Origin of the sequence: Pseudomonas sp. Pc102, assembly GCF_018408275.1 — a bacterium.
Taxonomy (GTDB): Bacteria; Pseudomonadota; Gammaproteobacteria; order Pseudomonadales; family Pseudomonadaceae; genus Metapseudomonas; species Metapseudomonas tohonis.
Window position 1 is genome coordinate 5021537 of sequence record NZ_AP021905.1, and the last position, 12289, is coordinate 5033825.

A 12289-nucleotide genomic window follows, 5' to 3' on the forward strand; every position below is an offset into this window, starting at 1 on the left:
ATTTCCCTGGCTACGCCTGAGCCCGTCCATCCCACGAGGGTGACGGGCTGACGTCGGATCAACGACGGGGCAGATATTGCAGGGGATCTACAGGCTTACCTTGGCGGCGAATTTCAAAGTGAAGCTTCACCCGGTCAGTACCCGTTGAGCCCATCTCTGCAATGGTCTGTCCGACCTTGACCTGCTGTCCTTCCCGTACCAGCAACCTGCGGTTGTGGCCGTAGGCGCTTACGTAGGTATCGCTGTGTTTGATGATTACCAATTCGCCGTAGCCCCGTAATCCACTTCCGGCGTATACAACCGAACCATCTGACGCAGCTAAAACAGGCTGGCCTAATTCACCTGCTATATCAATCCCTTTATTCAAACTACCGTTTGAGGAAAAACGACCGATCATCGCGCCGTTCGCAGGCCACGCCCAGCCAGTTGCAGAGCGGGTTACAGGCAGGGTCGGCGTCGTTGCCGGCGTGGTCGCGACAGGGGGTTGGGCCGGAGTGACAGGCTTGGTCGGCTGGCCCTGCACCGGCTGGCTGGTGGCCGGTTGCCTGCTCGGCGGCGCGGTGACGACCGGAGCGGTAGCGACGGTACGCACCGGTGCGGAATTGGACTGGCCATCGAAACGGATGGTCTGCCCCGGACGGATCACATAGGGCGCGGGAATATTGTTTCGCGCAGCCAGGGCTTTCCAGTCCCAGCCGAAGCGGAAGGCGATGGAGTAAAGAGTGTCACCGCGCTGTACGCGGTACTGGCCAGTGGTCACCGGTTGACGTTGCTGGGTGCTCACGGCGCGGCCGTTGCGATCGACCACCTGGACACCACCGGGCGGTGAGCTCGCGCAGCCCGCCAGCAACAAGCCAACGGCCACGACGGACAGCAGTCCATGCGCGCTTCCCATGCTGATCCTCTGCCGAATGGCCAGGCTCATTCCTGTCCCCTTTCCCAATGCCCCAAGGTCGTGCGTATTGTGCCGATTATATCGTTCAGGACCAGTTACCCATTGCTCATCTCGGGTTGGCCACCAGGGCACGAGGCCATAGCAACGTATCGCCGTGCCTGCCAATCAGAAAGTCGATCGGCGTACAGGTTCCCCGCGGCCAGGTGGATGGTGCGCCGACGCGTCCGTCCGCTCAGGCCAGCGGCCCGTTGAGCAGCGGAACGAAACGGACGGCGTCCAGCACATGGCGCGAGAAGCCATGCTCCTCGCGGATGATCAGCATCAGTTGCTGGACATCGCCCGCGCCGACCGGGATCACCAGACGCCCGCCAGGGGCCAGTTGATCCAGCAGCGCCTGCGGCACTTCGGCGGCGCCGGCGGTGACGATGATGCCGTTGTAGGGTGCCAGCGCCGACCAGCCCTCCCAGCCGTCTCCCCAGCGGAACACGACGTTGCGCAGGTTGAGTTCGACCAGGCGCTCCTTGGCGCGGTCCTGCAGGCTCTGGATGCGCTCGACGGAGAACACCCGCTCCACCAGCTGCGCCAGGATGGCGGTCTGGTAGCCGGAGCCCGTGCCGATCTCCAGCACCTTGTCCAGCGGCCCGGCAGCGAGCAGCAGCTCGCTCATCCGCGCCACCATGTAGGGCTGGGAAATGGTCTGGTTGTGGCCGATGGGCAGTGCCGTGTCTTCATAGGCGCGATGCGCCAGCGCCTCGTCGACGAACAGGTGCCGCGGCGTACGACGGATGGTTTCCAGCACATGGGCGTTGGACAGCCCCTCTTCATAGAGGCGCTGGATCAGGCGCTCACGGGTGCGCTGGGAGGTCATGCCGATGCCCCGGCGCAGCAGGTCGTCCTGTTCGCGAGCCATCAGAACAGCCTCCCCAGCCAGCCCTCGAGGCTGTCCAGCCCCTGGGTGAAGGTGCGGTCCAGCTGCAACGGCGTGATCGAGACGTAGCCCTGCATCACGGCATGGAAATCGGTACCCGGGCCGCCATCCTCGGCATCGCCGGCCACGGCGATCCAGTAGCCCTCCTTGCCACGCGGGTTGACCACCTTGACCGGCGCCGCGGCCCGGGCGCGATGGCCCAGGCGGGTCACCTGCACGCCACGGATATGGTCCAGCGGCAGGTTGGGGATGTTCACGTTGAGCACGGTGCGCGGCGGCAGGTCGAGCTGCGCATGGCCTTCGACCAGCTTGCGAGCGAAATGCGCAGCGGTGGCGAGGTTGTCCGACTGGCGCGAAAGCAGCGAGAAGGCGAATGCCGGCAGATCGAGGAAGCGCCCTTCCAGCGCAGCCGCGACCGTCCCCGAATACAACACGTCGTCGCCGAGATTGGCGCCCAGGTTGATCCCGGACACCACCATGTCGGGCGTCTGCTCCAGCAGGCCGTTGAGCCCCAGGTGGACGCAATCGGTGGGCGTGCCGTTGATACTGATATAGCCGTTATCCAGGCGATGCGGGCATAGCGGACGATCCAGGGTCAGCGAGCTACTCGCGCCGCTCTTGTCCTGGTCGGGGGCAATGACCACGCACTCGGCATAATCCTCGAGCGCAGCATGCAGGGCGGCGATGCCGGGTGCATTCACCCCGTCGTCGTTGGAAATCAGAATACGCATGGGTTGTCCGTCTGCCCCGCCGGCACCAGATCGACAAGCTCGCGAACCACTGCGGTAGCGAAGCATCCAGCCGGCAGGACGAATTCCAGTTGCAGAACGTCAGGCTCGGGATAATGCCACGTAAGGCCGCCGATGGGGAGGCGGAGGATGCGCCGTTCGTGCGCCATGCCCGCATCCGCGAGCCAGTCGCGCAGCGCCGGCTCGGCATCGGCCAGCGCCTGCTCCAGGGCACCCGTTGCGCCGCCGGCAGGGGACGGCCCGGAACCCCACAGCGCGCCGGTCGGATGCAGGTCGAGAATCTCCAGGCGGGGGTCGCGGCACTCCTCCTCGCCCGCCATGAAGAAGCTGCGCTTGTCGGTGAAGGCCAGCAGGTCGCCGACCTCGGCACGGTTCCAGTTGCCCTTGGCCACCCGCTCGGCGAGCACCCGGTTGAACAGGTAGCTGCGCCCGGCCGATAGCAGCCGAGAGCGGACGTTGCGCTGTTCCGGCAACTCACGACGGCTGGCGAAAGCACGGGCATCGACGACATTGCCGCCGTCATGGCCGAAGCGCTGCGAGCCGAAGTAGTTGGGCACACCGCCGGCCGCCATCGCCTTGAGCCGGACATCGAGCGCCTCGTGGTCGGCGACCAGACGCGTGAGGCGCAGGGTGAAGCCATTGGCCGAATGCGCGCCCCGCTGCAGCTTGCGCTTGTGGCGCACGCTCTTGAGGATGCGCAGGCTGGGGTTCTCGGCGGCGGAGAGGTCCGGATCGGCCTTGCCCGGCAGGTGCAGGCTGAACCACTGGCGGGTCAGCGCCTGGCGGTCCTTCAGGCCGGCATAGCTGATGGTCCGGACCGGCACGCCGGCTGCACGGGCCAGGCGCCGGGCAGCTTCCTCGGTGTTCAGCTCACGCTTCTCCACCCAGAGCCATAGGTGCTCGCCTTCGCCGGCGAGAGGGATGTCCAGCACTTCGTCGACCTGGAAGTCCTCGGCGATCGCCTTGAGCACGGCCTGGCCGAGTACCTCCCCGTAGGCACGTGGCCCCAGCAGTTCGAACTCGTTCATGCGCTCAGCAGCAGGGCCACCGCATGCACGGCGATGCCCTCCTCGCGACCGGTGAAGCCGAGCTTCTCGGTGGTGGTGGCCTTGACGTTGACCTGGTCCAGTTCGACACCGAGATCCTCGGCGATCAATGCACGCATGGTCTCGATGTGCGGGGCCATCTTCGGCGCCTGGGCGACGATGGTGGCGTCCACGTTGCCGACCTTCCAGCCCTTGTTGCGCACCTGCACCAGCACATGCCGCAGCAGCGCGCGGCTGTCGGCGCCCTTGAACTGCGGATCGGTATCCGGGAAGTGCTTGCCGATGTCGCCCAGCGCAGCGGCACCCAGCAGCGCGTCGGAGAGCGCGTGCAGCAGCACGTCACCGTCGGAGTGGGCGATGAGCCCGAACTTGTGAGGGATGCGCACGCCGCCCAGGGTGATGAAGTCCCCCTCGCCGAAACGATGCACGTCGTAACCGTGGCCAATTCGCATAGTCAGAAAAACGCCCTGAAAAGTCAGGGCGCGATTCTAACTGAAAGCGAAAGCTGGAAGCTGGAAGCTGGAAGCTGGAAGCCAGCAGGCAATCACGCCGGCTTCCAGAGCTCAGGCCTCAACCCCTAATTCATCAGCCTTCAAGTGCGGCAGCGTGGTGCCGCAGGTGGTCGTCGATGAAGCTGGCGATGAAGTAATAGCTGTGGTCGTAGCCCGGCTGCATGCGCAGTGTCAGCGGGTGGCCGGCGGCCTTGGCGGCAGCCTGCAAGGCCTCGGGCTTGAGCTGGTTGACCAGGAAATCGTCACGATCACCCTGGTCCACCAGGATCGGCAGGCGCTCGCCGGCATCGCCGATAAGCGCACAGGCATCCCACTCGCGCCAGCGCGAACGGTCCTCGCCCAGATAGCGGGACAGCGCCTTCTCGCCCCAGGGGCAGGCCATCGGGTTGACGATGGGCGCGAAGGCCGACAGCGACTGGTAGCGGCCCGGGTTGCGCAGCGCACAGACCAGCGCACCGTGGCCGCCCATGGAGTGCCCGCTGATGCCGCGCTTGTCCGAGACCGGGAAATTGGCCTCGATCAGCGCCGGCAACTCCTGCACCACGTAGTCGTGCATGCGGTAGTTGCGCGCCCAGGGCTCCTGGGTGGCGTTGACGTAGAAGCCGGCACCCAGCCCGAAGTCCCAGCCACCGTCCGGATCGCCCGGCACATCGGCGCCGCGCGGGCTGGTATCCGGGGCGACGATGATCAACCCGAGCTCGGCGGCCAGCCGATGGGCACCGGCCTTCTGCATGAAGTTCTCGTCGGTGCAGGTCAGCCCCGACAGCCAGTAGAGCACCGGCAGCTTCGCGCCCTGCTCCGCCTGGGGCGGCAGGTAGACGGCGAAGACCATGTCGCAGTTAAGTGCGTTCGAGCGATGGCGATAGCGCTTGTGCCAACCGCCGAAGCTCTTGTTGCTGGAAACGATTTCAAGGGTCATGGGGCCCTCCGGGCAGCCACAAGCCACAAGCGGCAAGAGAAGACGTACAACTTGCGGCTTGCGCTTATCAGTAATGAATGACGGTGCGGATGCTCTTGCCTTCGTGCATCAGGTCGAAGGCTTCGTTGATGCGGTCCAGCCCCATGGTGTGGGTGATGAAGGTGTCCAGCGGGATCTCGCCCTTCTCGGCCTTCTCCACATAGCTCGGCAGCTCGGTGCGGCCTTTTACGCCGCCGAAGGCCGAACCGCGCCACACGCGGCCGGTCACCAATTGGAAGGGACGGGTGCTGATCTCCTGGCCGGCACCGGCGACGCCGATGATCACCGACTCGCCCCAGCCCTTGTGCGCACATTCGAGGGCCGCGCGCATGAGTTGCACGTTGCCGACGCACTCGAAGGAGTAGTCGACGCCGCCATCGGTCAGCTCGATCACCACGTCCTGGATCGGCTTGTCGTGATCCTTCGGATTGATGAAGTCGGTCGCACCCAGCTCACGGGCCACGTCGAACTTGGCCGGGTTGATGTCGATGGCGATGATGCGCGAGGCCTTGGCCATCTTGGCGCCGATGATCGCCGCCAGGCCGATGCCGCCGAGGCCGAAGATAGCCACGGTGGCGCCCTCCTCGACCTTGGCCGTGTTGAGTACGGCACCGATACCGGTGGTGACACCGCAGCCCAGCAGGCAGACCTTCTCCAGCGGCGCTTCCTTGGGAATCTTCGCCAGGGAGATTTCCGGCACCACGGTGTACTCGGAGAAGGTCGAGGTACCCATGTAGTGGTAGATCGGCTGGCCGTTGTAGGAGAAGCGGCTGGTGCCGTCGGGCATCAGGCCCTTGCCCTGGGTGGCGCGCACCTTCTGGCACAGGTTGGTCTTGCCGGACTTGCAGAACTTGCACTCGCGGCACTCGGCCGTATAGAGCGGGATCACGTGGTCGCCCACGGCAAGGGAGGTCACGCCCTCGCCCACCGCCTCGACGATGCCACCCCCCTCATGGCCGAGGATGCAAGGAAACACGCCCTCGGAATCCGCCCCGGAGAGGGTGTAGGCATCGGTATGGCAGACACCGGTGGCGACGATACGTACCAGCACCTCGCCGGCTTTCGGCGGCGCAACGTCCACTTCGACGATCTGCAGGGGTTTGCCGGCCTCGAAGGCAACGGCGGCGCGCGACTTGATCATGGTGACTCTCCAGCGGATTTGACGATGGCCGAGAGTGTAGATGAGCCGCCAATGGTAAATAATCAGCCACAAAGCAAAACTTTATTGCTGTACAGGGATAATCCATGAGCCGTTGGGAAGGGTTGGACGAATTCATCGCCGTGGCCGAAACAGGCCGCTTCACCGCTGCCGCCGAACGCCTGGGGCTGTCGTCGTCCCACGTGAGCCGCCAGGTGGCGCGACTGGAGGAGCGGCTGCAGACGCGCCTCTTCTACCGCAGCACGCGCAGGGTGGCACTGACCGAGGCCGGGCAGACCTTCCTGCAGCACTGCCAGCGGCTGGTGGACGCACGCGACGAAGCCCTGCGCGCGGTCAACGACCTCACCGGCGAGCCCAAGGGGCTACTGCGCATGACCTGCGCCGTCGCCTATGGAGAGCGCTTCATCGTGCCGCTGGTGAACCAGTTCATGGCCCGCCATCCGCAGCTGCGGGTGGAGATCGAGCTGAGCAACCGGCCACTCGACCTGGTCCACGAGGGGCTGGACCTGGCGATCCGCCTCGGTCGCCTGCAGGACTCTCGACTGGTCGCCACCCGGCTGGCTCCACGGGTCATGTACCTGTGCGCCGCCCCCTCCTATCTCGAGCGTTATGGTCGCCCCCACAGCCTCTCCGAGCTCGGCCGGCACAACTGCCTGATCGGCAGTTCGGACCAATGGGGCTTCCTCGCGGAGGGACGGGAACAGACGGTGCGGGTGCAGGGCAACTGGCGGTGCAACAGCGGCGAGGCGGTGCTGGATGCGGCGCTGCGCGGCTTCGGCCTGTGCCAGCTGCCGGACTACTACGTGCTGGAGCACCTGCGGGCCGGCAGGCTGGTCTCCCTGCTGGAACAGCACCAGCCGCCGAATACCGCGGTCTGGGCGATCTATCCACAGCAGCGCCACCTGTCACCCAAGGTGCGCCAGTTGGTGGACCTGTTGAAGGAAGGCCTGGCGAAGCACCCGGCCTATCGCGATCAGTGCCTGCCGGCCCAGCGCTGACGTAGCCAGTCGAGGTCTTCCGGGCGGGTGACCTTGAGGTTGTCGGCGCGCCCTTCGACCAGGCGTGGCGCCTGCCCCGACCACTCGATGGCCGAAGCCTCGTCGGTGATGGCGACGCCCGAGACCAGGGCATCGGCCAGGGAGCGATGCAAGGTGCCGAAGCGGAACATCTGCGGCGTGTAGGCCTGCCAGATGACACTGCGGTCCACCGTCTCGGCCACACGCCCATCGGGCCCGGCGCGCTTCAGCGTGTCGCGTGCGGGCACCGCCAGCAGGCCACCGACGGCGTCATCGGCCAGTTCGGCCAGGAGCAGGTCGAGGTCGGTGCGGGCCAGGTTGGGCCGCGCCGCGTCGTGCACCAGCACCCAGTCGCTCGGGCGCGCGCCGAGTTCATCCAGGCGCAGCAGGGCCTTGAGCACCGTGTCAGCACGCTCCTTGCCGCCGTCCACGCGCTCGATACGCGGGTCTCCGGCGCAAGCCAGCGCAGGCCAGTACGGATCGTCGACGGAGAGGCCGACCACCACGCGCCTGAGGCTGGGATGATCGAGAAAGCAGGCGAGGCTGTGTTCGAGAATGGTCCGCCCGGCCAGCTCCAGGTATTGCTTGGGGCGGTCGGCACGCATGCGGGCCCCGACACCGGCGGCAGGGATCACGGCCCAGAAGGCGGGGAGCTCGGGAGTCGTCATTCGGCCAACTGATAGAGGGTCTCGCCCTCCTTGACCATGCCCAGTTCGTGGCGCGCACGCTCTTCCACGGTCTCCATGCCCTTCTTCAGCTCGGAAACCTCGGCCTCGAGGATGCGGTTGCGTTCCAGCAGGCGTTCGTTCTCGCCCTTCTGGTCGGCGATCTGCCGCTCGAGATCCGTCACCTGCGCAAGGCTGCCGTCACCCACCCACAGGCGATACTGCAACCCGGCCAGGGCCAGGATCAGTACGACGAACAACCAGTAAGGGGATTTGGCCATCGAAAGAGAAGTTTCCATACGAAAAGGGCAGCTTTCGCTGCCCTTTTTATCATCCCCGGCTTAGCCGCGGAACTCGGCACGACCACGGTAAGGCGCCTTTCCGCCCAGTTGCTCTTCGATACGCAGCAGCTGGTTGTACTTGGACACGCGGTCGGAACGGCACAGGGAGCCGGTCTTGATCTGGCCGGCGGCGGTACCAACGGCCAGGTCGGCGATGGTGCTGTCCTCGGTCTCGCCGGAGCGGTGGGAAATCACCGCGGTGAAGCCGGCGGCCTTGGCCATCTGGATGGCTTCCAGGGTCTCGGTCAGCGAGCCGATCTGGTTGAACTTGATCAGGATCGAGTTGCCGATGCCTTTCTCGATGCCTTCCTTGAGGATCTTGGTGTTGGTCACGAACAGGTCGTCACCCACCAGCTGGATCTTCTCGCCGATCTTGTCGGTGAGGATTTTCCAGCCGGCCCAATCGGACTCGTCCAGGCCGTCTTCGATCGAGATGATCGGGAAGCGCTCGGTCAGGCCTTTCAGGTAGTCGGCGAAGCCTTCGGCATCGAACGACTTGCCTTCGCCGGACAGGTTGTACTTGCCGTCTTCGAAGAACTCGCTGGCAGCGCAGTCCAGGGCCAGGGTCACGTCGGTGCCCAGCTTGTAGCCGGCATTGGCGACGGCTTCAGCGATGGCGGCCAGGGCGTCTTCGTTGGAGGTCAGGTTCGGCGCGAAGCCGCCTTCGTCACCCACGGCGGTGCTCAGGCCACGGGCCTTCAGCACGGCCTTGAGGTGATGGAAGATCTCGGTGCCCATGCGCAGGCCGTCGGAGAAGGTCTTGGCGCCAACCGGCTGGACCATGAACTCCTGGATGTCGACGTTGTTATCGGCATGCTCGCCGCCGTTGATGATGTTCATCATCGGAACCGGCATGGAGTACTGGCCGGGGGTGCCATTGAGGTTGGCGATGTGCGCGTACAGCGGCAGGTCCTGGTCCTGGGCAGCGGCCTTGGCGGCGGCGAGGGACACGGCGAGGATGGCATTGGCACCCAGCTTGGCTTTGTTGTCGGTGCCGTCGAGGGCGATCATCGCGTGGTCGAGCGCCTTCTGGTCAACCGGGTCCTTGCCCAGCAGCAGGTCGCGGATCGGGCCGTTGATGTTGGCGACGGCCTTCAGCACGCCCTTGCCCATGTAGCGGCTCTTGTCGCCATCGCGCAGCTCGAGTGCCTCGCGGGAACCGGTGGAGGCACCGGACGGCGCGCATGCGCTGCCAACGATACCGTTGTCCAGGATCACATCCGCCTCGACGGTGGGGTTACCGCGGGAATCCAGGACTTCACGGCCCTTGATGTCGACGATCTTTGCCATTGTTGTTAGCACTCCAAAGTTGACGATGACGCTGCAGCGGAATTAGAGGGGCGGCGCGGGCAGACGTTCGATTCGGCAGGTCTCACCACAAGCCTGACTGCTCGGTCAGATTACGCGCGCCCGGCACTTTACCGGAGATTTGCCCGTTCAGGCAGTCTCGATCGGCGGAAAACTCTTGACCAGGTCGTCCAGCTGCTTGAGCTGGCTGAGGAACGGCTCCAGCTTGTCCAGGCGCAGGGCACAAGGGCCGTCGCACTTGGCGTTGTCCGGGTCCGGGTGCGCCTCCAGGAACAGGCCGGCGAGGCCCTGGCTCATGCCGGCCTTGGCCAGGTCGGTGACCTGGGCGCGGCGGCCACCGGCGGAATCGGCGCGCCCACCCGGCATTTGCAGGGCATGGGTGACGTCGAAGAACACCGGGTACTGGAACTGTTTCATGATGCCGAAGCCGAGCATGTCCACCACCAGGTTGTTGTACCCGAAGGAGGAGCCGCGCTCGCAAAGGATCAGCTGGTCATTTCCGGCTTCCTCGCACTTGGTCAGGATGTGTTTCATCTCCTGGGGCGCGAGGAACTGGGCTTTCTTGATGTTGATCACCGCACCGGTCTTAGCCATCGCCACGACCAGGTCGGTCTGGCGGGAGAGGAAAGCCGGCAGCTGGATGATGTCGCAGACCTCGGCTACCGGGGCAGCCTGGTGCGGCTCGTGCACGTCGGTGATGACCGGCACGCCGAAGGCCTTCTTCACGTCCTCGAAGATCTTCATGCCCTCTTCCAGCCCCGGGCCGCGGAAGGAGTTGATGGAGGAGCGGTTGGCCTTGTCGAAGCTGGCCTTGAACACGTAGGGGATGCCGAGCTTGTCGGTGACCTTGACGTACTCCTCGCACACCTTCATCGCCAGGTCACGGGACTCCAGCACGTTCATGCCGCCGAACAGCACGAAGGGCTTGTCGTTGGCGATCTCGATGTCGCCAACGCGGATGATCTTTGCCATGGGTCAGGCCTTCTTCGCTTTCTGCGCCAGGGCGGCGTTGACGAAGCCGCTGAACAGCGGATGGCCGTAACGCGGCGTGGAGGTGAACTCCGGGTGGAACTGGCAGGCGACGAACCACGGATGGTCCGGGGACTCGACCACTTCGACCAGCGCGCCGTCGCCGGAGCGACCGGTGATCTTCAGGCCGGCTTCCTGCAGTTGCGGCAGCAGGTTGTTGTTCACCTCATAGCGATGGCGGTGGCGCTCGACGATCTCGTCCTTGCCGTAGCAGGCGTGTACCAGGGAGCCCGGCTCCAGCTGGCAGGCCTGGGCGCCCAGGCGCATGGTGCCGCCGAGGTCGGAGGCTTCGGTGCGGATCTCGGTGGCGCCGGTGGCGTCTTCCCATTCGGTGATCAGGCCCACGACCGGATGGCCGCTGGCCTTGTCGAACTCGGTGGAGTTGGCGTCGGTCCAGCCCAGCACGTTGCGGGCGAACTCGATGACCGCCACCTGCATGCCGAGGCAGATGCCGAGGTAGGGGATCTTATTCTCGCGGGCGTATTTGACGGTGGTGATCTTGCCTTCCACGCCGCGCAGGCCGAAGCCGCCCGGAACCAGGATGGCGTCGACGCCTTCCAGCAGGCTGGTGCCCTGGTTCTCGATGTCTTCGGAGTCGATGTAGCGCAGGTTCACCTTGGTGCGGTTCTGGATGCCGGCGTGGCTCATCGCCTCGATCAGCGACTTGTACGCGTCCAGCAGCTCCATGTACTTGCCGACCATGGCGATGGTGACTTCCTTCTCCGGGTTCAGCTTGGCATCGACGACGCGATCCCACTCGGAGAGGTCGGCACCGCCACACTGCAGGCCGAAACGCTCGACGACGAAGTCGTCCAGGCCCTGGGCGTGCAGCACGGAAGGAATGCGGTAGATGGTGTCGACGTCCTGCAGGGCGATGACCGCGCGCTCTTCCACGTTGGTGAACAGCGCGATCTTGCGACGCGAGGACAGGTCGACTTCATGGTCGGAGCGGCAGATCAGCACGTCGGGCTGCAGGCCGATGGAGCGCAGCTCCTTAACCGAGTGCTGGGTCGGCTTGGTCTTGGTCTCGCCAGCGGTGGCGATGTAGGGGACCAGGGTCAGGTGCATCAACATGGCGCGCTTGGCGCCCACTTCCACGCGCAGTTGGCGAATGGCCTCGAGGAAGGGCTGGGACTCGATGTCGCCCACGGTACCGCCGATCTCGACCATCGCCACGTCGGCGTCGCCAGCACCCTTGATGATGCGGCGCTTGATCTCGTCGGTGATGTGCGGGATGACCTGGATCGTGGCACCCAGGTAGTCACCACGGCGCTCCTTGCGCAGCACGTCCTCGTAGACGCGGCCGGTGGTGAAGTTGTTGTTCTGGGTCATGGTGGTGCGCACGAAGCGCTCGTAGTGGCCCAGGTCGAGGTCGGTTTCGGCACCGTCCTCGGTGACGAACACTTCACCGTGCTGGAAGGGACTCATGGTGCCGGGATCGACGTTGATGTACGGATCCAGCTTGAGCATGGTGACCTTCAGCCCCCGCGCTTCCAGAATGGCGGCCAAGGATGCCGAGGCGATGCCTTTCCCCAATGAAGAAACAACACCACCCGTGACGAAGATGTAGCGCGTCATGAAAAACCCTAGAAGTCTGCGTTTAGGCGGAAGGCCGCCGGGGAGAGCGAAGTAAGGCCGAAGCCTGCAATCTGGAACAGTGCCAAAACGGCAAACTCCCGCCGA

At 65.1% G+C, this 12289-nt stretch carries 13 protein-coding genes; 1 reads left to right on the forward strand and 12 read right to left on the reverse strand.

Going from position 1 to position 12289, the window contains the following annotated elements:
* Positions 1-58: 58 nt before the first annotated feature.
* From PHLH3_RS22955 to PHLH3_RS22985, 7 genes are all read right to left on the reverse strand, one after another.
* Positions 59-925 (reverse strand): peptidoglycan DD-metalloendopeptidase family protein, encoded by an 867-nt coding sequence (locus tag PHLH3_RS22955; protein ID WP_213625900.1) that lies wholly within the window; start codon positions 923-925, stop codon positions 59-61.
* 202 nt (positions 926-1127) lie between these two features.
* Entirely contained in the window at positions 1128-1763 is a 636-nt protein-coding gene (locus PHLH3_RS22960) for a protein-L-isoaspartate(D-aspartate) O-methyltransferase (RefSeq protein ID WP_173172433.1), read from the reverse strand.
* Between the two features lie 41 nt (positions 1764-1804).
* Positions 1805-2554: a 5'/3'-nucleotidase SurE gene (surE, locus tag PHLH3_RS22965; protein WP_111261647.1), complete on the reverse strand. Its 750-nt coding sequence runs from the start codon at positions 2552-2554 to the stop codon at positions 1805-1807.
* A complete protein-coding gene (gene truD, locus PHLH3_RS22970; RefSeq protein ID WP_213625901.1) occupies positions 2542-3600 on the reverse strand; it encodes a tRNA pseudouridine(13) synthase TruD in 1059 nt (352 codons plus the stop codon). The genes surE and truD overlap by 13 nt, the downstream gene beginning before the upstream one ends.
* Positions 3597-4070, reverse strand: a complete 474-nt coding sequence (gene ispF, locus PHLH3_RS22975; RefSeq protein WP_173171759.1) for a 2-C-methyl-D-erythritol 2,4-cyclodiphosphate synthase — start codon at positions 4068-4070, stop codon at positions 3597-3599. Before ispF ends, truD begins: the two co-directional genes overlap by 4 nt.
* A 133-nt stretch (positions 4071-4203) precedes the next feature.
* The gene (fghA, locus tag PHLH3_RS22980) at positions 4204-5049 is read right to left on the reverse strand and encodes an S-formylglutathione hydrolase (protein ID WP_213625902.1); all 846 of its coding nucleotides are present in this window, start codon (positions 5047-5049) and stop codon (positions 4204-4206) included.
* Positions 5050-5116: 67 nt separating this feature from the next.
* Positions 5117-6229 (reverse strand): S-(hydroxymethyl)glutathione dehydrogenase/class III alcohol dehydrogenase, encoded by a 1113-nt coding sequence (locus tag PHLH3_RS22985; protein WP_111261651.1) that lies wholly within the window; start codon positions 6227-6229, stop codon positions 5117-5119.
* A gap of 104 nt (positions 6230-6333) precedes the next feature.
* On the opposite strand from PHLH3_RS22985, the gene PHLH3_RS22990 reads away from it, so the two are divergent.
* Entirely contained in the window at positions 6334-7245 is a 912-nt protein-coding gene (locus PHLH3_RS22990) for a LysR substrate-binding domain-containing protein (protein ID WP_213625903.1), read from the forward strand.
* Here the strand turns inward: PHLH3_RS22990 and ispD are convergent.
* The 5 genes from ispD to PHLH3_RS23015 all read right to left on the reverse strand — a co-directional run bounded on the left by ispD (position 7221) and on the right by PHLH3_RS23015 (position 12184).
* Positions 7221-7931: a 2-C-methyl-D-erythritol 4-phosphate cytidylyltransferase gene (gene ispD, locus PHLH3_RS22995; protein WP_173171753.1), complete on the reverse strand. Its 711-nt coding sequence runs from the start codon at positions 7929-7931 to the stop codon at positions 7221-7223. The genes PHLH3_RS22990 and ispD overlap by 25 nt on opposite strands.
* Positions 7928-8209 carry a cell division protein FtsB gene (gene ftsB / locus PHLH3_RS23000; protein WP_111261654.1) on the reverse strand — a complete coding sequence of 94 codons (282 nt, stop codon included), beginning with the start codon at positions 8207-8209 and terminating at the stop codon, positions 7928-7930. The genes ispD and ftsB overlap by 4 nt, the downstream gene beginning before the upstream one ends.
* Positions 8210-8269: 60 nt before the next feature.
* Complete coding sequence (gene eno, locus PHLH3_RS23005) at positions 8270-9559, reverse strand: phosphopyruvate hydratase (RefSeq protein WP_213625904.1); 1290 nt, start codon at positions 9557-9559, stop codon at positions 8270-8272.
* 147 nt (positions 9560-9706) lie between these two features.
* On the reverse strand, positions 9707-10549 hold the full coding sequence (kdsA, locus tag PHLH3_RS23010) for a 3-deoxy-8-phosphooctulonate synthase (RefSeq protein ID WP_213625905.1): 843 nt from the start codon (positions 10547-10549) through the stop codon (positions 9707-9709).
* Between the two features lie 3 nt (positions 10550-10552).
* A complete protein-coding gene (locus PHLH3_RS23015) occupies positions 10553-12184 on the reverse strand; it encodes a CTP synthase (protein ID WP_213625906.1) in 1632 nt (543 codons plus the stop codon).
* Between the last annotated feature and the right edge of the window lie 105 nt (positions 12185-12289).

Bases quoted from the DNA above. Each gene is read 5' to 3' on its own strand.
- PHLH3_RS22955 (WP_213625900.1), bottom strand. From the start codon at position 925: ATGAGCCTGGCCATTCGGCAGAGGATCAGCATGGGAAGCGCGCATGGA.
- PHLH3_RS22960 (WP_173172433.1), bottom strand. From the start codon at position 1,763: ATGACCTCCCAGCGCACCCGTGAGCGCCTGATCCAGCGCCTCTATGAA.
- surE (WP_111261647.1), bottom strand. From the start codon at position 2,554: ATGCGTATTCTGATTTCCAACGACGACGGGGTGAATGCACCCGGCATC.
- truD (WP_213625901.1), bottom strand. From the start codon at position 3,600: ATGAACGAGTTCGAACTGCTGGGGCCACGTGCCTACGGGGAGGTACTC.
- ispF (WP_173171759.1), bottom strand. From the start codon at position 4,070: ATGCGAATTGGCCACGGTTACGACGTGCATCGTTTCGGCGAGGGGGAC.
- fghA (WP_213625902.1), bottom strand. From the start codon at position 5,049: ATGACCCTTGAAATCGTTTCCAGCAACAAGAGCTTCGGCGGTTGGCAC.
- PHLH3_RS22985 (WP_111261651.1), bottom strand. From the start codon at position 6,229: ATGATCAAGTCGCGCGCCGCCGTTGCCTTCGAGGCCGGCAAACCCCTG.
- PHLH3_RS22990 (WP_213625903.1), top strand. From the start codon at position 6,334: ATGAGCCGTTGGGAAGGGTTGGACGAATTCATCGCCGTGGCCGAAACA.
- ispD (WP_173171753.1), bottom strand. From the start codon at position 7,931: ATGACGACTCCCGAGCTCCCCGCCTTCTGGGCCGTGATCCCTGCCGCC.
- ftsB (WP_111261654.1), bottom strand. From the start codon at position 8,209: ATGGCCAAATCCCCTTACTGGTTGTTCGTCGTACTGATCCTGGCCCTG.
- eno (WP_213625904.1), bottom strand. From the start codon at position 9,559: ATGGCAAAGATCGTCGACATCAAGGGCCGTGAAGTCCTGGATTCCCGC.
- kdsA (WP_213625905.1), bottom strand. From the start codon at position 10,549: ATGGCAAAGATCATCCGCGTTGGCGACATCGAGATCGCCAACGACAAG.
- PHLH3_RS23015 (WP_213625906.1), bottom strand. From the start codon at position 12,184: ATGACGCGCTACATCTTCGTCACGGGTGGTGTTGTTTCTTCATTGGGG.